The organism is Chiayiivirga flava (assembly GCF_014202825.1).
GTDB classification, from domain to species: Bacteria; Pseudomonadota; Gammaproteobacteria; order Xanthomonadales; family Xanthomonadaceae; genus Chiayiivirga; species Chiayiivirga flava.
Genome location: NZ_JACHHP010000007.1, coordinates 52,197 through 74,012, shown reverse-complemented (window position 1 = coordinate 74,012; position 21,816 = coordinate 52,197). Strand labels below are relative to the sequence as shown.

20 protein-coding genes and 1 pseudogene are annotated in these 21,816 nt (G+C 69.9%); 8 read left to right on the top strand and 13 right to left on the bottom strand.

Translation table 11 applies throughout. From position 1 onward, the window contains the following. Positions 1–76 precede the first annotated feature (76 nt). From tatC to HNQ52_RS15725, 5 genes are all read right to left on the bottom strand, one after another. Positions 77–862 (bottom strand): twin-arginine translocase subunit TatC, encoded by a 786-nt coding sequence (tatC, locus tag HNQ52_RS15745; protein WP_183962145.1) that lies wholly within the window; start codon positions 860–862, stop codon positions 77–79. Next, complete coding sequence (gene tatB / locus HNQ52_RS15740) at positions 859–1,257, bottom strand: Sec-independent protein translocase protein TatB (RefSeq protein WP_183962144.1); 399 nt, start codon at positions 1,255–1,257, stop codon at positions 859–861. The genes tatC and tatB overlap by 4 nt, the downstream gene beginning before the upstream one ends. A 15-nt stretch (positions 1,258–1,272) precedes the next feature. After that, on the bottom strand, positions 1,273–1,494 hold the full coding sequence (gene tatA, locus HNQ52_RS15735) for a Sec-independent protein translocase subunit TatA (RefSeq protein WP_183962143.1): 222 nt from the start codon (positions 1,492–1,494) through the stop codon (positions 1,273–1,275). Between the two features lie 141 nt (positions 1,495–1,635). Continuing rightward, positions 1,636–2,319, bottom strand: a complete 684-nt coding sequence (locus HNQ52_RS15730; RefSeq protein ID WP_183962142.1) for a lipid-binding SYLF domain-containing protein — start codon at positions 2,317–2,319, stop codon at positions 1,636–1,638. 116 nt (positions 2,320–2,435) lie between these two features. After that, a complete protein-coding gene (locus tag HNQ52_RS15725; RefSeq protein ID WP_183962141.1) occupies positions 2,436–3,362 on the bottom strand; it encodes a DUF6923 family protein in 927 nt (308 codons plus the stop codon). A 138-nt stretch (positions 3,363–3,500) separates the two neighbouring features. Between HNQ52_RS15725 and hemH the strand changes: the two genes are divergently transcribed. Together hemH and HNQ52_RS15715 are read left to right on the top strand one after the other, a co-directional pair. After that, the gene (gene hemH, locus HNQ52_RS15720) at positions 3,501–4,553 is read left to right on the top strand and encodes a ferrochelatase (RefSeq protein ID WP_183962140.1); all 1,053 of its coding nucleotides are present in this window, start codon (positions 3,501–3,503) and stop codon (positions 4,551–4,553) included. Next, entirely contained in the window at positions 4,550–5,395 is an 846-nt protein-coding gene (locus HNQ52_RS15715; RefSeq protein WP_183962139.1) for an alpha/beta fold hydrolase, read from the top strand. Before hemH ends, HNQ52_RS15715 begins: the two co-directional genes overlap by 4 nt. Before the next feature lie 2 nt (positions 5,396–5,397). On the opposite strand, the gene HNQ52_RS15710 is transcribed toward HNQ52_RS15715, so the two are convergent. The 3 genes from HNQ52_RS15710 to ttcA all read right to left on the bottom strand — a co-directional run bounded on the left by HNQ52_RS15710 (position 5,398) and on the right by ttcA (position 8,212). Continuing rightward, entirely contained in the window at positions 5,398–6,186 is a 789-nt protein-coding gene (locus tag HNQ52_RS15710) for a M48 family metallopeptidase (protein WP_183962138.1), read from the bottom strand. Positions 6,187–6,280: 94 nt separating this feature from the next. After that, entirely contained in the window at positions 6,281–7,192 is a 912-nt protein-coding gene (locus tag HNQ52_RS15705; protein WP_183962137.1) for a recombination-associated protein RdgC, read from the bottom strand. 102 nt (positions 7,193–7,294) lie between these two features. Next, the gene (gene ttcA, locus HNQ52_RS15700; RefSeq protein WP_183962136.1) at positions 7,295–8,212 is read right to left on the bottom strand and encodes a tRNA 2-thiocytidine(32) synthetase TtcA; all 918 of its coding nucleotides are present in this window, start codon (positions 8,210–8,212) and stop codon (positions 7,295–7,297) included. 99 nt (positions 8,213–8,311) lie between these two features. On the opposite strand from ttcA, the gene HNQ52_RS15695 reads away from it, so the two are divergent. Continuing rightward, positions 8,312–8,518 carry a DUF465 domain-containing protein gene (locus HNQ52_RS15695; RefSeq protein ID WP_183962135.1) on the top strand — a complete coding sequence of 69 codons (207 nt, stop codon included), beginning with the start codon at positions 8,312–8,314 and terminating at the stop codon, positions 8,516–8,518. A gap of 219 nt (positions 8,519–8,737) precedes the next feature. On the opposite strand, the pseudogene plsB reads toward HNQ52_RS15695, so the two are convergent. The 5 genes and pseudogenes from plsB to HNQ52_RS15670 all read right to left on the bottom strand — a co-directional run. Then, positions 8,738–11,245, bottom strand: a pseudogene (plsB, locus tag HNQ52_RS15690) (glycerol-3-phosphate 1-O-acyltransferase PlsB); the annotation flags it as partial. Between the two features lie 113 nt (positions 11,246–11,358). After that, positions 11,359–12,339 carry a hypothetical protein gene (locus HNQ52_RS15685; RefSeq protein WP_183962133.1) on the bottom strand — a complete coding sequence of 327 codons (981 nt, stop codon included), beginning with the start codon at positions 12,337–12,339 and terminating at the stop codon, positions 11,359–11,361. Positions 12,340–12,528: 189 nt separating this feature from the next. After that, entirely contained in the window at positions 12,529–13,989 is a 1,461-nt protein-coding gene (wsfD, locus tag HNQ52_RS15680; protein ID WP_183962132.1) for a glycan biosynthesis hexose transferase WsfD, read from the bottom strand. A 4-nt stretch (positions 13,990–13,993) separates the two neighbouring features. Beyond that, a complete protein-coding gene (locus tag HNQ52_RS15675) occupies positions 13,994–14,869 on the bottom strand; it encodes a 5'-nucleotidase, lipoprotein e(P4) family (RefSeq protein ID WP_183962131.1) in 876 nt (291 codons plus the stop codon). A 68-nt stretch (positions 14,870–14,937) separates the two neighbouring features. Further along, complete coding sequence (locus tag HNQ52_RS15670) at positions 14,938–16,914, bottom strand: UvrD-helicase domain-containing protein (protein WP_183962130.1); 1,977 nt, start codon at positions 16,912–16,914, stop codon at positions 14,938–14,940. 225 nt (positions 16,915–17,139) lie between these two features. On the opposite strand from HNQ52_RS15670, the gene HNQ52_RS15665 reads away from it, so the two are divergent. The 5 genes from HNQ52_RS15665 to HNQ52_RS15645 all read left to right on the top strand — a co-directional run bounded on the left by HNQ52_RS15665 (position 17,140) and on the right by HNQ52_RS15645 (position 21,804). Further along, a complete protein-coding gene (locus tag HNQ52_RS15665; protein ID WP_183962129.1) occupies positions 17,140–17,877 on the top strand; it encodes a sel1 repeat family protein in 738 nt (245 codons plus the stop codon). Between the two features lie 134 nt (positions 17,878–18,011). Continuing rightward, a complete protein-coding gene (locus HNQ52_RS15660; protein ID WP_183962128.1) occupies positions 18,012–18,638 on the top strand; it encodes a thymidine kinase in 627 nt (208 codons plus the stop codon). A gap of 93 nt (positions 18,639–18,731) precedes the next feature. Then, the gene (locus tag HNQ52_RS15655; protein ID WP_183962127.1) at positions 18,732–20,339 is read left to right on the top strand and encodes an ExeA family protein; all 1,608 of its coding nucleotides are present in this window, start codon (positions 18,732–18,734) and stop codon (positions 20,337–20,339) included. A 10-nt stretch (positions 20,340–20,349) separates the two neighbouring features. Continuing rightward, positions 20,350–21,102, top strand: a complete 753-nt coding sequence (locus tag HNQ52_RS15650) for a general secretion pathway protein GspB (protein WP_183962126.1) — start codon at positions 20,350–20,352, stop codon at positions 21,100–21,102. 18 nt (positions 21,103–21,120) lie between these two features. Next, positions 21,121–21,804: a rhomboid family intramembrane serine protease gene (locus tag HNQ52_RS15645; protein WP_183962125.1), complete on the top strand. Its 684-nt coding sequence runs from the start codon at positions 21,121–21,123 to the stop codon at positions 21,802–21,804. Positions 21,805–21,816: the final 12 nt, after the last annotated feature.

The window sequence follows — 21,816 nt, the reverse complement described above, 5'->3', positions numbered from 1 at the left end:
GCGTGATTATGGCGCAGTCGCGGGGCCTTCTCGTGGCGTTCCGACGCGCGGCGCGCGAGGACCGCCCACCGCCGGCTCAGCGCGAGCCGCGCGTCTCGCCATCGGCTTCCGCCTGCGCCCGTCCCTCTGCCGCACGGCGGCCGAGCGGGCGCGCGGCGATCAGGCCGATCTCGTACAGCAGGCACATCGGAATCGCGAGCATCAGCTGCGACACCACGTCCGGCGGCGTGATCACGGCCGCGACGACGAAGGCGCCCACGATGACGTAGGCGCGCCCCTGCTTGAGCTGCTCGATGCTGACCCAGCCCAGCACCACGAGGATCACCACGGCCACCGGCACCTCGAAGCTGAAACCGAACGCGAGGAACAGCACGAGCACGAAGTCGAGGTACCGGCTGATGTCGGTCATCACCGCCACACCCTCGGGCGCGACGCCGGTGAGGAAGCCGAACACCACCGGCAGCACGAGGAAATACGCAAACGCGCAACCCAGGTAGAACAGCAGCGTGGCCGATGCCAGCAGCGGCCGCGCCAGGCGTTGCTCGTGCTTGTACAGGCCGGGCGCGACGAAGGCCCACAACTGGTACAGCACCATCGGCATCGCCACCATCAGCGCCACGAAAAAGGCAAGCTTGATCGGTGCAAAGAACGGACTTGCGACATCGATCGCCACCATCTGCGCGCCGTCGGGCAGCTTGGAAAGCAACGGTTCGGCCAGCACCGCGTAGATGCGCTTGGCGAACGGGATCAGACACACGAACACCAGCAGCACCGCGATCACCGCGCGCAGCAGGCGCGCGCGCAACTCCACCAGGTGCGAGAGGAAACTCTGCTCGCGCGCTTCGTCGGCGGAATCGGTCATGCGCGCGGCGGTGTGTCGGCGGTGGATTGCATCGACGGCGTCGGCGCCGGATCACCGTCGATCGTTTCGGGCGGTGCGTCGACCGAGGGTTCGGTCGCCGCCGCGGTGGCGGCGGCGGACTGCGCGGGCAGCCGCTTGCGGCCGGTGATGTCCTCGCGCATGCGGTCGATGCCGATGGAGTCGCGCAGCTCGTCTCCACTGCGCTTAATGCTGCGCTTGAGTTCGTCGGCCGCCAGCTCGCGCTCGATGTCCGCGCGCACGCTGTACCAGCTCGCCCGCGCCTTGCGCACATACAGGCCCACGGTGCGCGCCGCGCGCGGCAGGCGTTCGGGCCCGAGCACCAGCAGCGCCACGAGCGCGATCACCGCCAGCTCGATGAGACTGACGTCGAACACGGATGCTGTCGCCGCTTAGTCGGCCCGGTCGCGCGTGGTGTCGCGCGCGGTGGCCGGATCGATCGGCTTGCCGTCGCTGTCGAGCTTGGCCGGTTCGTCGTTGTCGTTCAGGCCCTTGCGGAAGCTCTTGATCGCGCTGCCGAGGTCACCGCCGACGTTGCGCAGCTTCTTGGTGCCGAACAGCAGCACGACGACCAGCAGCACGATCAGCCAATGCCAGATGCTGAAACTGCCCATGTTGATGACACTCCGGAACGATCAGACCGCGAGCATAACGCGGCGAGATGACAGCGCGCGAGCGCCAGAGGTCAGGGTTCGCCCGGCCATCTGCGCGAGCGCCGGGGCCGTCGGTCCCAGCGGACGCGGTCCCGGCCCGACTCAGCCCGCGCCGTATTCCTCGAGCTTGTCGCGGAAATCGACCACCGGCGTCGGAACGGTATCGACGCGGCCCTCGAACACCGCGCGCGGCGTGGTGTTGGCGCCGTAGGTCTGGGCGTTGGCATCGTTGTCGATCGAAAGCACGGCGCCGTCGAGCGCCACGCCGGCAAACAGGCCGCGCGAACGCGAGTAGGAGTAGATCTCGGCCTTGAGCTGGCCGTCGGTGGAGGCCGTCGCCATGCGGCCGACCGGCCCGGCAGCGACCGCCGCGTCGGCGCCGAGCGTGAACTTGCCGTGCACGATGGAATCGACGCCACGCGCGCTGCGGAACACCAGCACCACGTCGGTCGACTGCACGCCAGCCTGGAACCCGACGCTGCCGCCGGTGAGCTTGACGAAGCTCGGGTTGCTCCAGGTGCCGTCGGGCGACCGCACCGAAATCAGGCCCCGGCCGTGGCGCCCACCGACCACGAGGCCCGCCTTCACCACGCTCGGGATGACGGCCACGGCATAGGCGTCCTGCAGCATGCGGCTCGGAATCGCGCTGTCCGGCGCCTGCATGATCTCGTCCAGGACGTCCGCGGCGTTTTTCGCCCGCTGTTCCTCCTCGACACCGGCGGACGCGGGCGCGGCAACAAGCGCGGACAGGAGCAGCGAGACGAGGAACAGGGGAAGGCGAGGCATGCGGTGGGGTACTCCGGACGAGGGGCAGCCGCGTGCCGCGGCAGAGCCGCAGTATCGGCCGCGCCGAATGAATCCCGTCTTAGCCCGGCCCGGGCGAGCGATCAGCGATCTTGCAGTCAGGCGATCAGCGCGCGACGGCCCGCGAGCGCGAGTACCGCGCCGAGAACCAGCAGCAGCGGCAGCGACGGACCGGGAATCTCGTTCGGCTGCGGCAGGAAGCGCGGGCCGCAGCCCCCGGGCGCCGCGACCGCGAGCCCTTCCATCTGCACGGTGTCGATGTCGGTGCCGGCACCGTTGACGATGCGCAGTTCGAGCACGGCGCCGGTCATCGGGTCCAGGCGCGCGATATCGTTGCGCAGCGGCGGGATGCCGGTGGGCGGGGTCAGGTAGTCGATCGTGGCCCACAGGCGACCGGCGCCGTCGAAGTCCAGGCCCGCGTCGAAGACGCGGTCCGGCAGGCCGATCGGGCCGATCGCGGTGGCCTGTGCGGTGGCCGTGCTGATGCGGTACAGCGTCTCGTTGCCATCGATGCTCAGGCCGTACAACGCGTCGCCGCGCCCGGCGAGACCGCTGATCGCGGCACCGATGGTGCCGACGGGCCGCGTCTGGGCGGTGTCGGGATCCACCTCCCACAGCTGGCCCGTGGTGTCCGAGGAGAGCCACAATTGGCCGCTGCAGGTGAACGCGAGGCCGTAGTCGAGTTCGCCGAAGGTGCCGGTGCCGGCGCCTGCCAGCGCGGTCATCTGTCCCACGGCGGTGGCGGTGCCGGTGGCCGGATCGATGCGCAGCAGGAAATCGGTCTGGTCGTTCGCCGGCGGCACCGCGCCGGCATCGGCCACTGCAAACAGTTGTCCGCCCGGCGAGATGGCGAGGCCTTCCACGTCGATGTACCCGAGCGGCCCGACCAGCGTGGCCTGGCCCGTGCCCAGGTCGATCCGGTACAGCGAATCGAACCCCACGGCGTATCCCACGGGCTCGGCCAGCGCCGCCGTGGACACACACGCAAGGAGGCCGGCGAGGAGCCGACCGTGCAGGGGACGCATCGAACGTCGTCCTTCTAGTAGTATGGCAATCGTCATGCGCCTCGTCGGGCGCTGCCTCCAGAATGCCTCAGGATTCGCACTGGATCAAGGCCTTAGCGGCCTGATTTGGGTGCCGGTCGGGGCCTGCCGACCGGACCCATGCCCGCCCCGAATCCCACGCCCGCCACCGTGTCCGTGACCGCGTCGCCCGCCGGGCGCGAATGCGCCGTGCTGCTGGTCAACCTCGGCACGCCGGATGCCCCCGACACCCGTTCGGTGCGCCGTTACCTGCGCGAATTCCTCGGCGATCCGCGCGTGGTCGAACTTCCGCGTGCGCTGTGGCTGCCGATCCTCTACGGCGTGATCCTGCCACTGCGACCGTCGCGCTCGGCCAAGGCCTACCGCGCGATCTGGACGCCGGCCGGCTCGCCGCTGCGCGTGCTCAGCGACGCGGTCACCGCCGGACTCGGCGCCGCGCTGCGCGCCGATGCGCCGGAACTCACCGTTCGGCTCGCCATGCGCTACGGCAATCCGTCGGTGGCAAGCGTGCTGCGCGAACTGCGCGACGCGGGCCTGCGCCGGCTGATCGTGCTGCCGATGTATCCGCAGTATTCGGCATCCACGGCCGCCTCGGTGTTCGACGCGGTGGTCGACGAACTGCGCCGCTGGCGGCGCGTGCCGGAATTGCGCTTCATCGCGGACTACCACGCCGAGCCGGCCTGGGCCGATGCCGTGGCCGCGTCGATCCGCGAGCACTGGGCCACGCACCCGCGCGGCGAGAAATTGCTGTTTTCGTTCCACGGCATTCCGCAGCGCTATGTGCGCCGCGGCGACCCGTACGAAGACCAGTGCCGCGCCTCGGCCGCCGCCATCGTTCAGCGCCTGGCGCTGCCGGACGACGCCTGGCAACTAAGCTTCCAGTCGCGCGTCGGCCGCGAGCCGTGGCTGCAGCCGTACACCGACGAAACGGTGAAGGCGCTGGGCCGCGCAGGCGTGCGGTCGCTCGACGTGGTGTGCCCCGGATTTGCCGTCGACTGCCTGGAAACGCTCGAGGAAGTCGCGATGCAGAACGCGGAGTTCTTCGAGGAAGCGGGCGGCGAACACCTGCGCTACATCCCGGCGCTCAACGACCGCGCCGACCACATCGCCACCCTCGCCCGGCTGATCCGCCGCCACGGCGGCGGCTGGCCCGAATTCGCGCCGCACGGATGACCGGACACGCGCTGCGGCTGGATCCCGACGGCCGCGATCTTGCCGCCGTGCGCGGCGGCACACCCGGCGGCCGGCGCGTGCTGGCCCTGCATGGCTGGCTCGACAACGCCGCGAGCTTCGCGCCGCTCGCCGCCCAGCTGCCGCAGTACGACTGGGTGGCACTGGATTTCGCCGGCCACGGCCAGTCCGCACATCGCCCGCCGCACGGCTGGTATCCGCTTCTCGACCACCTCGACGATGTCGCCGCCGCGCTGCGCGACCTGGGCTGGGACCGCTGCACGCTCGTCGGCCACTCGATGGGCGGCGCCGTGGCCAGCGTGTTTGCCGCGGCCTGGCCGGAGCGCGTGGAGCGGCTGGTGATGATCGAATCGGCCGGTCCGGTGTCGCGCCGCCGCACCGGCGCGCTGGAGCAGCTGCGCACCGCGCTGCGCGAACGCGAAGACTACGATCCGCAGCGCCGTCGCGTGTTTCCGGACGCGCGGTCCGCGATCGCCGCGCGCCGCCAGGCGGGCGGCCTGTCCGAACCGGTGGCGCGGTTGCTGATGGAGCGCAACCTCGTCGACACCGCCGACGGCGTCGCGCTGCGCATCGATGCACGCCTGCGGATCAGCTCCGCCTCGCGCTTCGAGGAGGACACCGTGCTCGCCTGGCTGCGCGGCATCGCCTGCCCCACGCTCGCGATCGCGGCCGATCCGCCCTTCGTCGCCTTCGATCCGCAGGTCCGGGCGCAACGCCTGGCCTGCATCGCGGACATCCGCGTGGTGGAGCTGCCCGGCAACCACCACCTGCACATGGAAAACCCGGCGCCCGTGGCGGCCGCCATCCGCACCTTTCTCGACTGACGCTACGGTCCGACCAGCCGCTTCATCTCGGCCTTGAGCGCGAGCCCGTCGCCGCGAAACCACGCGCGCAGCGCGCGCCACTGCGGGCAGCGCAGTTCCACCTCGCGCCAGAACGCGCGCGAATGGTTCGGATGGATGAGGTGACACAGCTCGTGCACCAGCACGTACTCGAACGCCGCAGGCGGACCGAGCACCAGCGCAAGATCCAGCGACACCGCGTCCGAGGGGCTCAGCGATCCCCACAGCGAGGACAGCGGCCGGAAGCGCACCGAGCGCGGCGCGCGCGGCAAGCCCGGCATGTACGCCGGCAGCCAGCGGCCGACATCGCGGCGCGCCTGCGCGATGTAGAAATCGCGCAGTGCGCGGCGGACCATCGCGTCGCTTGCCGCGGGCGGCGCCTGGATGACGATGCTGCCGTCGCGCTCCTCGATCCGCAGCAACCGCGCCTCGCGCCATTCCAGCGGACGCAACTGCCCGCGCAGCGGCAGCGGGCCCGGATCGCCGCGGCCGAACGCCGGCCGCACATCGCGCGCGGCACGCCGTGCCAGCTGCGCCGCGAGCCACGGCAGGTTCACGTCGAGGAACTGCTGCGCCTCGCGCTGCGACGCACGCAGCGGCACGGTCAGGCGCGCACCGCGCTCGGACACGAGCAGGCGCAGGCGTCGCGCGCGCGGATCGCGCACCCAGAGCACGTCCACCTCGTCGCCGCCCGGCAACTCGGTGGCGACGGCCACGCGCGCCGCGGTGCGGGGCGGCGGGGGGCGGGCGATCAGGCGTTGCAGCAGCGACATGGGCCGGCAGCTTGCCGCAGCCGCGGCCCGAAAAACAGCCCGGCCGGCGGCAGCGTCGGCGCGCGACGCCGCCACGCGCGCTCAGCCGGCGGCGTCACGCATCCGCGGCACTGAACGACAGCTCGGTTTCGAGCCGCTGCAGCAGCCGCTTGAGTTCGCCGGTCATGAGCGCGAACGTCGCGTCGATCTCGGCCCGCAGCGAATCGCGTTCGTCGCGCTCCAGCGCCTCGGTGGCGGTTTCGAGGAAACGCAGCTTGCGGATGACGAGGTCCTCGGACAGCACGAAGCCGAGCCGGTCCTCGAACGTGAGCCCGAGCTGGAAGCCCTGCTTGCCGGCCTTCAGGTGCTCGCGGATCTCGTCGCTGTCGAGCTCCTGGTTCTTGCACTTGACCACGGCGCCGGCGTCGACCGGGTCGCGCAGCTCGCATTCGTCGCCGAGCAGGAATCCGTCCGGCAGCGGTTCGCCGCCGATCCAGCCGGTGAGCAGCGCACGCGGGCTCGATTCGGCGTTCACCGGCAGCGCCGGAAACGAACCGAGCGCTTCGCGGATCGCGGTAACGAAACCTTCGGCCGACTTGCGGCTGGACGTGTCCACCACCAGCCAACCGAGGCCGAGATCGATGTAGCCGGCGAGCCGCGACGGCCGCGCGAACGCGCGCGGCAGCAGGTCGGTCAGCACCTCGTCCTTGAGCCGCTTGCGTTCGCGCCCGCCGGGATTGCGGCCTTCGCGCTCGCGGACGGCGTCGAGCTTCTGCGCGAGCGCTTCGTTCACCACCGCCGCCGGCAGCAGTTTGTCCTCGCCGCCGAGCGCCAGCAGGATGCAGTCGCCGACACGGTGCGAGAGCTGCTCCTCGCCGCGGCCGAACGGCGAGACGAAGCCGCGCGTGGAGAATTCGAGCGCGCCGAGCGGTTTGAGCGCGGCGTTCGGCAGCTGCTCGTCGAGCGATTCGAGCGTTGCACGCAGCGACGACGGAAAGCGGAACAGGGTCAGGTTCTTGAAAAGCATGGGATCCGGGAGCCGAAAACGGAGAGGAAAAGGCGGGCTGCGGCGTCGGGCCGTTTGACGCGCCGCGATCGCCGCATGCGGCAGCGCGCGCCGAGAAACGAACTACACGAGTGTCGCGTCGAGGATTCGCAGAGGTTGCGACGCGATCGACGCCGCATCGTTCGCGCCATCGTCGCCGTGCGGCTCGCCGGCGAGCCAGGCGTGCACGTCCGGCGACGGCGCATCGCTGCGACGGCCGAGCGCATGGAAATCGAACAGCGTGCGGTCCGCGAGCTGCGACGGCCGCACATCGCCGAGCGCGCGCACGATCTGGTCGATGCGGCCGGGTGACTCGCGCTCCCATTGCTGCAGCAGCTTGCCGACCTGCTTGCGCTGCAGGTTTTCCTGCGAGCCGCACAGCGTGCACGGGATGATCGGGAATTCGCGCGCGCCGGCGTACGTCGCGATGTCGCTCTCGCGGCAATACGCCAGCGGCCGGATGACGACGTGCCTGCCGTCGTCGCTGAGCAGCTTCGGCGGCATCGACGCGAGCTTGGCGTGGTGGAAGAGATTCATCAGGAACGTCGCGGCGATGTCGTCGCGGTGGTGCCCGAGCGCGATCTTGGTGAACCCGTGTTCGGCCGCGTGCGTGTACAGCGCGCCGCGCCGCAGGCGCGAGCACAGCGAGCACATCGTCTTGCCCTCGGGAATCACGCGCTTGACCACCGAGTAGGTGTCCTGCTCGATGATGGTGAAGCGCACCCCGCGCGACTGCAGGTACTGCGGCAGCACGTGCTCGGGGAAGCCCGGCTGCTTCTGGTCGAGGTTCACGGCGACCAGCTCGAACGGCACCGGCGCCTTCGCCCGCAGTTGCAGCAGGACATCGAGCATCACGTGGCTGTCCTTGCCGCCGGACAGGCACACCATCACCTTGTCGCCGGCCTCGATCATGCCGAAATCGGCGATCGCCTGCCCCACCTGCCGGCGCAGCCGCTTGGCGAGCTTGTGCTGTTCGAATTCGAGTTTGCGGGCGACGGTCATGGCGGACGGGGGCGCTGCGACGGCGGCGAGTCGGCCATTGTACCGCTTACCCGCACCCCGGCATCCGGGCTAAGCTGGTGCGGCCACCGCGGAGGCCGCATGCAGACGTTGGACACCGGCGACATCGCGCGCCAGCTCGCCGATCTGAAGCTCGAACACCGGGATCTGGATGTCGCCATCGAGAAAATCTCGGCCGATATCCGCACCGACGAGCTGCAGCTGCGGCGGCTGAAGAAGCGCAAGCTGCGGATCAAGGACATGATCGCGGTGCTCGAGAGCCGGCTGATTCCGGATCTGGATGCCTGAGCCGGAAGGCCGCACCCCTTCCGCCTGTCGGCACCTTCCCCCGCAAGCGGGAGAAGGGAACTCCGATGAAGTTGGCGATCGCGATGGCAGATCATCGAATCGCGGCCCACGGCGCCAGCGAAACGCAGACCGAAGCAGTCCTTCTCCCGCGCAGCGGGGGAAGGTGCCGGTAGGCGGAAGGGGGTGCTCTCCCTCCCACCAGCCTGGCCCAACACCCCGCTACTCGCGCGGCTCCACGCCCTCGACCGGCAGCGCCGGCGGCTCCGCCACTTCCCGCGCCATGTCCGGCGTGATCTTGAGGATCGCCTGGCGCAATTCGCGCGAGAGGATGATCTTCGAATCCTTCGCCCAGGCCTCCAGCCGCTCGCTGTAGACGAGCTTGCCGTTCTCGCCCACGCGCACGAATTCGAGTTCGCGCAGCGTGGCGATGAATCCGCGGAACAGCGAGCGGTCGAAGAACTCCGGCGCGCTTTGCGAGTACAGCAGCGACAGTCGCTGCGCGGTCAGATGGCACAGATTTTCGAGCTCGCCCGCGCTGACCGCGCCCGAGCCGTTCTTCACCAGCACGGCGATCGCGATGTAGTACCGCTCGAACGCCTGCAGCAGCGAATGCGCGATGGCGCGCAGCTGGAAGACTTCGTCGGTCTGCCCCGGACCGCGCTGCAGCTGGCCCGATTCGGGATCGAACGCGATCAGCCCGCGTTCGGCGAGCACGGCGATCGTCGCCTGCAGGTGCTCGCCGAACTGTTCCTCGTTCCACGGCAGGAACAGCTCGCGCTGGATGAACGGATACACGAGCTTGCCCAGTCGCAGGATGCCGGCCTGGCTCATGCGGCGGCTGTTCTGGAAGCAGCACGCCACCCACGCGGCACACGCGAACAGGTGCAGCACGTTGTTGCGGAAATAACTCTGCAGGACCGCCTGTTCGCCGTCCAGCGACAGCACGTCGCCGAGCGGATGGCGGGTGCGGGTGAGCACCTTCACCTCTTCACCGTAGGCGACGATCTCCGCCGGCGACAGCGGCGTGACGGTCACGCGATCCGAATACGGCACCGCTTCGAGCAATGCCTTGGACAGCTCCAGTTGCGCAAGCAGGTCGCTTTCGGCCATCGCGTACTTGGGCGTGGACAGCAGCGCCACCGCGAGCAGGTTGATCGGGTTCACGTCCGCGGCGCGGTTGATGTTGACCTGGATGCGCTGTGCGAGATCGTCCACCGCATCGCCGAACCACGGCGGCTTGGCGTCGAGTTCGCCGCGCCGCTCGCGCCAGTCCGGCGCATGCGTGGCGAGGATGTCGTCGAGCAGGATCGGCTCGCCGAAACTCACCGCCACCTTGCCGTAGTTGTGCCGCAACACGCCCGCGACGCCGCGCAGCAGCGCCCAGATGGTTTCCTTCTGCTTTGGCCGGCCGCTGAGTTCGTCGAGGTAGCTCTTGCCTTCCATCAGCTGCTCGTAGCCGATGTACACCGGCTGGAACAGCACCGGCCGGCGCGGCTGGCGCAGGTAGGCGCGCAGCGTCATCGCCAGCATGCCGGACTTGGGCGCGAGCAGGCGACCGGTGCGCGAGCGGCCGCCCTCGATGAAGTATTCGATCGAAACGCCCTGCCCGATCAGCGTACCGACGTATTCGCTGAACACGGCCGAGTACAGCGCGTTCGACTTGAAACTGCGGCGCAGGAAAAACGCGCCGCCGCGACGCAGCAGCGAGCCGACCACCGGCAGATTGAGGTTGACGCCGGCCGCGATGTGCGGCGGCACGATGCCGTTGACGTAGAGCAGGTACGAGAGCAGCAGGTAGTCGATGTGGCTGCGATGGCACGGCACGTAGATCACTTCGTGCCCGGGCGCGTTCTGCTTGAGTCCGTCGAAGTGGTGCGTGGTGACGCCGCGGTAGATCTTGTTCCAGAACGGCGTCAGCACGAACGAGAGCGAGCGCACCACGGTGTGCGAATAGTCCGCCGCCACCTCCATCGCGTCGCGATGCGCGCGGCGCCAGGCCTGCGCGTAGTTGGTGTTTTCCTTGCGCGCGAGATCGGCGATGGCGCGGCGCACCGGATCGGACGCGAGCACGCCGTCCACCAGCGTGCGGCGGTGCGACAAGTCCGGGCCGATGACGGCGGTGCGGATGCGGCGGAAGTGCGCACGCAGCACGCGCGCGATCTTGCGCACGTTGCGTTCCGGCGTGAGGTCGTGCTGCAGCACCTCGCGCATCGACACGGGCGGCGAGAACTGCACGATGGTGTGGCGGCCGTTGAGCACGATCGCGAGGAAGCGGCGGAACCGTCCGACCACGCCCCAGTTCTCCGCGAACAGCACGCGGAACCAGCCCGACTGCCGGTCCGGCGCGCGCCCGACGAAGATCGAGACGGGCACGATCTGCACGTCGAGCGACGGATCGTCGTTGAGCCGCGCGACAAGGCGCGCGAGGCCTTCGGAATGGGTGCGGTTGCGCGGCCGCCCGAACCAGTAGCCCTGGCGGCGCGACAGCGCGATCAGCGCGCGGCGGCGGCCGACGAGGTCGCCGACCGGCATCGCGACCAGCGGCGACGGCAGTCCGGCCTCGCGGCACGACTGTTCGAGGATCAGCGCGTTCGAGAGCCCGTAGCGCTCGATCACGTAGCAGATCGGCAGGTCCGGACGCACGAGATCCGCGCCCGCACCGGGCGGCTCGCGGCGGATGGCAAGCCACGGCGCGGCGAGCTTGCCGAGCACGCGGAACAGCCAGGGCGGCGGCGTGCGGCCGTCGGAGGGTTGCATCGTCATCGGTCACCCGCGTCGCGCGTTGCGGCGCGCGACGTCCGTGGCACGCGCCGGGCGGGGCCCGGCGGGCGCCGTCGGGCTTACTCCTGCGTTGCGGCGTCGGCCGGCGCGGCCTCGGGCTGGCCGTCGAGCGGCGCGGCGTCGTCCATCGGCTCGCCCATCGCGTCGGGCGCGGCGTCGGCCGGCGCCGGAGCAAGCTCCTTCTCGATCTGCGCGATGGTGTCCTTGCCGTACCAGCGGTCGTCGATCTTGACCATGTCCGACACCGTCGACAGCTGCTGTCCGAACAGCGTGTAGTCGACCTTCACCTTGGCCGTGTCGCCGGTTTCGGACACGACGCTCGCCTTGACGCTGTCGAAAGTCTGGTTCAGATCGAGGCCGTAGACCTTGAGGATGTCCTTGACGCCCTCGAACGCGATGCCGAACTTCGCCATCGCCGGCTCGAATTCGAGTGCGCGGGCTTCGTCGAGCGTCTTGAGATCGATTGCACGCGCGGTCTCCACCGCCTCGCCGATCGCCTGCTTGACCAGCGCGCGGTCGCTGAGCTTCACGCCCTGCAGCCACGCCACCATCGCGGTGATGACGTCGCTGGCCTGCTTCTTCTGCTCCGGCGTCATGTCGGCGTTGGCGTTCACCGACTGCATCGCGAAGCCCTGGCCCATGCCGATCCACATCGGCAGCTGCGGCGCGATCTCGGTGTCGAACTTGGCGAGCTCGGGCTCGGCTTCGGCCATCAGGGTGTTTTCGGCGTCCGGCGCGGTGAGCTTGGTCATCATCGCCTGGAATTCGAGCTTGTCTTCCTCGCTCGGCGGATCCTCGGCCATCTTGGCCTTCCACTCGGTCTTGAGCTTCTCGTAGCGCGCCGGCGGCACCGAGAGCTGCACCACGGCGAGCACGTCGCCTTCCTTGAGCTTCTGCGCGGCCGCCGTGATCGCGTCGGCCGGGTTGGAGGTGGCCTTGGCCTGCGCGGCGGGACTCTCGCCGGCGGCGTCTTCCTTCTGGCACGCGGTCAGGGCGAGGGCGAACAGGCTGGCGCAAGCCAGCACGGCATAGCGTTTCATCGGAAACTCCCGGGAAGACAGGTGGCAAAACGCCCACATGATGCAGGAAAGCGGCGCCGGAAAAAACTCGGGAGGCCGAAGCCTCCCGCAGTGCCGGCCTTTCGCCGGAGTCGATCTTGTGGTTGTGGGCGCGTGTGGACGGTAATCGCCGTCTGATGCGGCAGCACGATCATATCGACGGCAAAAAACTTAAGCAAGCGTCGAGATGTTTTTTGCAAAATTCTGTTTTAGAACGATTTTTATTCCGAAAACCATGGCACCGACGAGCCAGAACGCCACGGCCGCCGTCAGCGCCAGATGCGACTGCTTGGCCGGATCGGCCAGCCCGTCGCCGAAGGTCACCACGCCCAGCGACAGCCACGGAAACAGTCCCAGGGCGAGCAGCAGCAGGCGCTGGGCGGGTTGCAATGCTGCGCGGCGTCGCAGCGCGACGAGCGCCAGCACGCCGGGCGCCAGCAGCCACAGCGCGAACAGCGGCGTCGGCATGGCGACGATCAGCGGATCGAGCGTCGGCTGGCTGGCCGGCAGCGGCGCGAGCACCCGGCCTTCGACCTTGCCCAAGACCGGCGCCACCCAAGCACGCATGCGTTCGAGCGTGGTCCACGCCATGCGTGCGAGGGTCTGCGGATCGCGCCACAGCAGCGCCACGATGCGCAGGCGAGACGCCGTCAGCACCGCGGGGCACGGATGCGCGTCCGCGACGCCCGGCGAAAACCAGCTCTTGCCCGCATGCGCGGCGCACGAGGGCGGCAGCCCGAGCGCCTGCGCGGTGCGCTCCGGGTGCGCGGACAGGCCCAGCGCCGCATAGAGGAAGGTGTTGGTCTGGTTGGCCTCGCGGATGGTGCGCGTCTGCGGCGATTGCATGTGCCATCCCTGCACGCAGGTGGCGAGCGCGGCGGACACGGCCACGGCGCCCAGCAATCGGCGCGGCGCGCGCTGGCCGGCGGCATGCAGCAGCACGAGGACGCCCAGCAGAAATGCCCCGAGCACCACGTGCTGGATCTTGCTCAGGATCGCGAGCGCCAGCACGGCCGCGACGACGACGCAGCCGAGGACGCCGGCGCGCCCGCGCGTCCACGCCAGGGCCACGGCGGCGAGCGTCGCGTACCAGAAGGTCACCGCGGCGAACTCGGCGTAGAAGGTGTTGGCGTACACCGTCACGGCCGGATCGGCGAGCACGAGCGCGACGACCGCGGCATTGCCGACCGCCCAGCCGCGTCGACCGTCGCGCCACCACAGCCAGCAGAACAGGGCGCCGAGCGACCACAGCACGCCCGCCTTCAACGCGCCGACGATCCGCAGCGGAAAATGCCCCGCGTCCGACCCGTTCGCCCACAACGCCAGCACCGGCCATGCGCCGAACGCGAACAGCGCCTCGCTGGTGAGGAAACACGGCGCACCGACGCCGTGGATGAAACGGTAGTGCGGCAGCGGTGCGTTGTAGCTGTTGCTGCCGGGCGGAATGTCGGCCGGGCGATCGGGATATGCGTCGATGCAGGCCTGCACGCGGATCATGTCGTAGTTGTTGGCGACACCGATCAGCGGATCGTGCAGCACCAGCGCGCCGATGCGCAGCGCCGCGAGCGCGAGCAGCGCGGCGAGCAGCCATGCGCCGCCGCGCGGGTGCGCCGCCGGTGTGGCCGCGGCCACGGGCTCAGTCGTAGCGCAGCGCGTCGCGCTTGCAGCCGGTGGGATCGGTGTCGGCGCGTTCGCCGCAGTCCTTCATCACCGCACTTTCCCACGAGCCGTACGACGGGTTGGGCAGCATGAACCAGCGCTCGCCCCACCACGCCGCGTAGGGCGCCATCACGTTGCGGCGTTGCTGCGTGCCGGCGTTGATGCCATCGAGGAAATCGCCGAGGTTGTCGCCGAGCAGCAGCAGCACGCGGTGTGTCTGCGCGACCAGCTTGCGGCGTTCGCCCTTCTCCTTGCTCGGCGCGCGCGGCGTGCCGCGCAGCAGCACGTTGCCGGCGTCGTCGGCCACCGGAAAGCCTTGCGCGCGCAGGTTGGCGACGGTGGATTCGTACTCGGCCGGGTAATCGCGGTTGGTGACGTAGAAGATCGTCACGCCGCGACTCGCGACGTACTGCGCGAAGTCCACAGCGCCGGGCAGCGCCGTGGCCTTGCGCTCGTTCGTCCAGGCCAGCCAGCGGTCGTAGTCGAAGTCCTTCACCGCGTCACGGATGACACGCGCCTGGAACGGTTCGTTGCTGATGAAGGTTTCGTCCGCATCGACGATGATCGCCGGCGGCAGCGACTCGAAGCCGAGCGGGGCTTCGCCGCGCGGCAGCGCGTGCCACGACGGGGTGGCGAGCGCGGTGTCGAGCGAGCGCTTCGCGGCGGTGTAGGCGCCGCGCACGGCGGCTTCATATTCGGCCGCGCTCTCCATCCACAGCGTGGCATTGAGATTGTCGTGCGCCGCGGCCGCCGCCGGCCTGTCGGCGGGTGCGGTGTCGCGCACGGGGGTGCTGCCGCAGCCGGACAGCGCCGCAATGAGGAACAGCACGAAAGACAGCGGAAACGTACGCATCGTTGAAATCCCCGGAGGCCGAACCCGCAGTCTATCCGGCCCTCATGACCGCCGCATCACGGCGCCGGTCAGTCGCCGAGCAGGGCCGAGAGGCTTGCGATCGTGGCACCCGCGCGCTCCTTCGTGCGTTCGGCGTCCTGCTCGGCATCGCGGCCGATCCAGTGCAGTTCGGCCTTCGGCAATTCATCGAGGAATCGGCTCGGCGTGACGCGTTGCAGTTCGCCGTAGCGACGCGCGTGGCGCGTGTAGCTCAGGTGCAGCAGTGTCTTGGCGCGCGTGATGCCGACGTACATCAGGCGGCGCTCCTCGTCGAGGCGATTCTCGTCCAGGCTCGCCTCGTGCGGCAGCAGGCCGTCCTCGACGCCGACGATGAACACGTACGAGAACTCCAGGCCTTTCGACCCATGCAGGCTCATCAGCCGCACCGCATTGCCCGGCTCGTCGCGATCGGCATGCGTGAGCAGCGCGAGCTGCGCGGCGAGTTCGCCCGGTCCGCCCTTGCCGGCGGCGTCGAACCAGTCTGCGAGTTCGTCGAGGTTGGCGCGGCGGCGCGCGAACATTGCATCGTCGCGCGTCGAGGCGCGAATCGCGGCGATCTGCCCGTTTTCCTCGACCAGTCTGCGGCACAACGCGCCGGCAGGCTCGGCGTGCGCGAGCTGGCGCAGGCGCTTGACGAGCGTGACAAAGGCGTCGACCGCGCCGGCCGAGCGCGTCGGCAGCTGCCTGAGCACATCGAGTCGCTCGGCGGTGCGCGACAGGCTGAGGCTGGTCTTCGATGCGAACTCGCCGAGCTTCGCGAGCGTGGTGCTGCCGATGTCGCGCTTGGGCGCACCGACCGCGCGCAGGAACGCGGCGTCGTCGTCGGGATTGGCGATCAGGCGCAGCCACGCGAGCGTGTCCTTCACCTCCGCGCGTTCGAGAAACGCGGTGCCGCCGCTGAGGTGGTACGGGATGCGCTGCAGCTGCATCGCCTTTTCCAGCGCGCGCGACTGGTGGTTGCCGCGGAACAGCACGGCGAACTCGTTCCACTGCGCCTTGTGCTTGTCGGCGATGAAGCGGATCTCGGCCGCGACGCGCTCGGCTTCGTGCTCGCTGTCGCGGCACTCGAACACGCGGATCGGTTCGCCGTCGGCATGGTCGCTCCACAGCTGCTTGGGATGCAGGTGCGGATTGTTCGCGATCAGCGCGTTCGCCGCGCGCAGGATGCGGCGCGCGCAGCGGTAGTTCTGTTCGAGCTTGATCACGCGCAGCGTCGGGTACTCCTTGCCCAGGCGCACGAGGTTCTCAGGGTCCGCGCCGCGCCAGGCGTAGATCGACTGGTCGTCGTCGCCGACCGCGGTGAACGCGCCGCGCGGGCCGGCCAGCTGCGCGAGCAGGCGGTACTGCGCGGTGTTGGTGTCCTGGTATTCGTCGACCAGCAGGTAGCGCAGGCGTTCGCGCCATGCGGTGCGCAGCGATTCGTGCTCGTCGAGCAGGGTCACCGGCAGGCGGATCAGGTCGTCGAAGTCCACCGCGTTGAACGCCGCGAGGCGACGCTGGTACTGGGCGTAGATGTCGGCCGCTTCGCGTTCGCGCGGGCTGCTCGCAAGCTCGGCGGCGCGCTCGGGCGAGAGCACGTCGTTCTTGGCGCGCGAGATCAGGCCGCGCACCGAATCGAGCACGTCGTTCTTCGCGCCCTTGGGCAGCAGTTCCTTCAGGACGCCGGCCGAATCGTCCGTATCGAAGATCGAGAAGCCGCGGCGCAGCCCTGCCGCCTCGTGTTCGATCTGCAGGAATTTCAGGCCCATCGAGTGGAACGTCGCCACCGTCAGCCCGTCCGCATCCTGTCCGCGCAGCAGTTTCGCGGCGCGCTCGCGCATCTCGCGCGCGGCCTTGTTGGTGAAGGTGATCGCGGCGATCTTCGAGGCCGGAAGGTGCTTTTTCGCGATCAGGTACGCGATCTTCTCGGTGATCGCGCGTGTCTTGCCGGAACCCGCGCCGGCAAGCACGAGCAGCGGACCGTCGCAATATTCGACGGCGGCGCGTTGGTAGGGGTTGAGGCTCATCGGTTCTGTCGTGCGGGTGACTGCATAGTGTGACGCGTGCCGCCGCCGCGTGCGACGGCGGCATACCACCGAGCAGGCGGTGGCTTGCACCCGGCGGATCGCGCAATGCGCGTCGCGGGATGCGCGTCACATTTCGCCGGCTCGGGATTCTTTTCTTCGCGCAGCGTCGGAACTCGTTCCCTTGCCGGCCTGTCGCATGAGGCACTCCAAGAAGGACCCGAACGCATGAGCATCACACGCCCCGTTGCGCGCTGGTGGCGCGCCGCGAGCCTGATCTGCATCGCGCTGGTGGCCACCGCGGCCGTCGCACACGCCCAGGCGCCCGATGACATCGCACCGGAAGCGGTGCAGAGCCAGTTCGAGAAATACCATCCGGACCTCAAGTTCCGCCGCATGGGACTGGAGGCCTACGAACGCGGGGACCATGCCGACGCATTGCGATTGTTCCGCAAGTCGGCGTACTACGGCGACAAGGCGTCGCAGGGGATGGTCGGCCAGATGCTGTGGAAAGGCGAAGGCAGCGATGCCGATCCGGCACTGGCCTACGCCTGGATGGATCTTGCGGCCGAACGCGGCTATCCCACGTTCGTGGGGCTGCGCGAGCATTTCTGGATGCAGATGGACGCGGCAACGCGCGAGCGTTCGATCGAACAGGGCCAGGCCGTGTACGCGCGCTACGGCGACGCGGTCGCCAAGCCGCGCATGGAGAGCCAGCTGCGGCGCGGACGCTCGAAGGTGACCGGCAGCCGCACCGGCTTCGTCGGCAACCTGACGATTCTGGTGCCGTCGGCGACCGGCTGGACGCGCATGCGCGGCGAGGAGATCCACGATCCGCGGCTGTGGAAGGAATACGAGTACTGGCAGTGGCAGGACGAGACCTGGCGCGCGTCGCCGCGCGGCGTGGTGGAAGTGGGGCCGCTGTCGAGCGGCGACGCGCCGCGGTCGGACATCGAGAAGGACTGAGGAGCGCGCCACGTGCGCCGCCGCGCGACGACGCACGGGAGCGGCCACCGACGCGTACGCCGCGACTGTCGCCGCGTGCGCCGTCGGGATTCCGTGCCGCCTCGATTACCATGGTCCCCTCGCGCGGGGGACCCATGGCCAAGCTCTACTTCTACTACTCGGCGATGAATGCCGGCAAGACCACCACGCTGCTGCAGAGCGCGCACAACTACACCGAACGCGGCATGCGTACGCTGATTCTCACGCCGAAGCTGGACAACCGCTTCGGCGAAGGGGTGGTGGCGTCGCGCATCGGGCTGTCGTCGCGCGGCCGGATCTTTGGAAAGGCCGACGACCTCGAACAGATCGCGCGCGACGACATCGCGCAGCACGGCGCACTGCACTGCGTGCTCGTCGACGAGGCGCAGTTCCTGGGCAAGCGACAGGTGTGGCAGCTCACGGACATCGTCGATCGCCTGCGCGTGCCGGTGCTCGCGTACGGACTGCGCACCGATTTCCGCGGCGAGTTGTTCGAAGGCAGCCAGTACCTGCTGGCCTGGGCGGACTCGCTGACCGAGATCAAGACCATCTGCCACACGGGCCGGAAGGCGACGATGGTGGTGCGCGTGGACGAGCACGGCCGCGCCATCACCGACGGGCCGCAGGTGGAGATCGGCGGAAACGATCGCTACGTGTCGGTGTCGCGCGCGGAGTTCAAGAAGATCATGGCGGGCGAAGGGCGGCTGGAACTGCAGCAGCCCGAACTGCCGTTCGGCGGATGACGCGGCGCGGGCGCCCGCCCGCGCCTTAACGATTCCGTAACGCTCCTTCCGAGCGCCAGCCGCTACAGTCATCGGCGACTTCCGGGCCAACCGATGTACCTCGATTTCTACGGACTGCGCGAGCCGCCGTTCTCCATCACGCCCGATCCGCGCTTCGTGTTCCTGAGCGAACGGCATCGGGACGCGCTCGCGCACCTGCTGTACGGCATCGGCCAGGGCGGCGGCGGCGGGTTCGTGCAACTCACCGGCGAGGTGGGCACGGGCAAGACGACGCTGTGCCGGCTGCTTCTGGAGCAGCTGCCGGAAAACGCGCGCGTGGCGCTGGTGCTCAACCCGCGGCTGTCGCCGGTCGAACTGCTGGAGAGCATCTGCGAGGAACTGCGCGTGGATCTCACCGGCCGCCGCGGCAGTCTCAAGTCGCTGGTCGACGGGCTCAACGCCTATCTGCTCGACGCGTACGCCCAGGGTCTGCGCGTGGTGCTGATCGTGGACGAGGCGCAGAACCTGAGCACCGAGTCACTCGAACAGATCCGCCTGCTCACCAACCTCGAAACGCCGACGCAGAAGCTGCTGCAGATCATCCTGCTCGGCCAGCCGGAGCTGCGCGAGATGGTGGCGCGGCCGGAGTTGCGCCAGCTCGCGCAGCGCATCACCGCACGCTACCACCTCACGCCGCTGGATCCGGACGAAACCGAAGCGTACGTGCGCCACCGGCTCGCCGTCGCAGGTTCGACGCGGCTGCCGTTCACCCGCCTCGCGCTGCGCCGGCTGCACCAGCATTCCGGCGGCGTGCCGCGCCTGATCAACACCATTGCCGACCGCGCGCTCACCGCAGGCTACGTGCAGGATCACGCCCAGATCGGCGAGGGCACGGTGAATCGCGCCGCGGCCGAAGTGCTCGCGTCGCCGCTCAGCCGCTGGCGACTGCCGCAAATGGGCTGGTTCGCGGGGGCGCTGATCGCGCTCGCGGCGCTGGTGCTGTGGCAGTGGCCGCGGCAGGCGGCACCGCCGCCGCCCGCGCCGGTGGCCGCGGTGGAACCGACCCCGCCGGCCCCGCCGGAAACACCCGTCCTCGACGCCTCCGAACTGGCGCAGATGATCCAGCCCAACGCGGCGGACGGCCCGGCCGCATGGAACCGTCTGCTGTCGCTGTGGACGCTGCGCGCCGACGAGGTGAATGCCGCCACCGCGGCGCGGTGTCCGCCGGTGGTGGCGCCCGGCGTGTACTGCCTGCGCAGCAGCGGCAGCCTCGCCAAGCTCTCGGCGCTGCGCCGGCCGGTAGTGCTGCGCCTGTCCGACGATGGTCGCCAGACCTGGGCCGTGCTGCTGGGCATCAGCAAGACCCGCGCGCGACTCGCGATCGGCGGCGATACCGTCGATGTGACGCGCGCCGATCTCGAGCGCGTCTGGCTGGGCGAATATTTCGCGTTGTGGCGCGCGCCGGACTATGTCCCGCCGTCGCTGCGGCGCGGCGACAGCGGTGCTGCGGTCGAGTGGTTGCGCGAACGCCTCAACGCCACCCAGGAAGCGCGCGTGGACAGCGACGGCCCGGCCTACTTCGACGCCGGCATTGAAGCCGGCGTGCGCCGCCTGCAGAGCGCACACGGCCTGCTGCCGGACGGGATCGTCGGCCCGGAAACGCTGCTGGCGCTGACCGCGCGCGACAAGGACGGCCCGCGCCTGCGGCGCCGGCTGCAGTGAGGGCCGCGCGATGTCGCTGATCCTCGAAGCCCTGAAGAAGTCCGAAGCCGAGCGCCGCCTCGGACAGGTGCCCGGGCTGATGACGCCGGTGCAGCGCACTGCGACGCGCCGGCGTCCGACATGGCCGCTGCTGCTGGCGTTGCTCGTGCTGCTGGCGTTGGCCGCCGCGCTGGCATGGTGGTGGCTGCGCGGTGCGCCGTCCGCGCCCGAACCGGCCGCCGCGCCGGCTCCGTCTGCTGCGGCACCGGCGCCCGCCGCCCGCGATGCGGCGCCGACGCCCACGACGCCGACGACGCCCGCGCGCGCTACCGCGCCGCCCCCGCAGACGGCCGAACTGCCGAGCGACCCGGACTTCGTGTCGACCGAACGCGAGTCGCGACCGGTACCGGCGAACTCGGCCCCGCCCGTCGATCCGGCCCCGGCAGCGTCGCGACCGGCGGCGCCGGCGCCGGCGCCGCCGGTCGCGACGGCACCGCCGGTCGCCGCGCCGCCCGCGCCCGCGATCCCGGCCGTTCCCGACGAACCGCTCGACATGCTGCCCCGCCTCGTCGACCTGTCCGCCGCCGAACGCGACGCCCTGCCGCCGCTCAAGCTCACGATGCACGTCTACGCGGCGGATCCGGCCGCACGCTTCGTGCTGATCGACGGCCAGCGCCTGCGCGAGGGCGACCGCCTGTCGCGCGCGCTCGCGGTGTCGGAGATCCGTCGCGATGGCGCGGTGCTCGAGTTCGACGGCCGCCGCTTTCTCATCCCGCGCCTCTGACGGCGCGGACGCGCATCGATGTTCGTGCACGTGCCATCGCGACGAAAGCCTGCCCCGAGCTGGGCGACGCCGCTGCTGGTCGCGGCCAACATGGCGCTGTTCGTCTGGCTGGCGGTGGGCGATCCTGCGGCGCTGCTGCCGTTCCTGCAGCGCTGGGGCGCGGTGCCGGAAACGCTGTTCTCCGATCAGGGCGCGTTGCGCGCGCTGGTCGACGGGCGCGTGCTGTCGCTGTTCACCGCCATCTTCGTGCACGCCGACTGGCTACACCTCACCGGCAACCTGCTCTTCCTCGTGATCTTCGGCATGCCGGCCGAACGCGCGCTCGGACCGTGGCGTTTCCTCGCCGTGTTCCTCACCTGCGGCGCCATCGCCAACCTCGCGGCTGCATTCTCGCTGCAGGATTCGCAGGCCACCGTGATCGTCGGCGCAAGCGGCGCGATCTCCGGAATCATCGGTGCCTATCTCGCGCTGTTTCCGCGCGCGCATCTGGGTTTCGTGCTGCCGCTCGGCCTGTTCCTCGAGTTCGTGCGCACGCCGGCCAGCCTGCTGATCGCGATCTGGGCGCTGTTGCAGGTCGCCTTCATGTGGGTCGGCCCGGAGTTCGGCGCGGTCGCGTGGTGGGCGCATCTCACCGGGTTCGCGATCGGCATCGTGTTTGCGCTGATCGCGCGGCCGGCCATCGCGCGCCGCTTGCGCAACTAGCGCGCGCGTCTG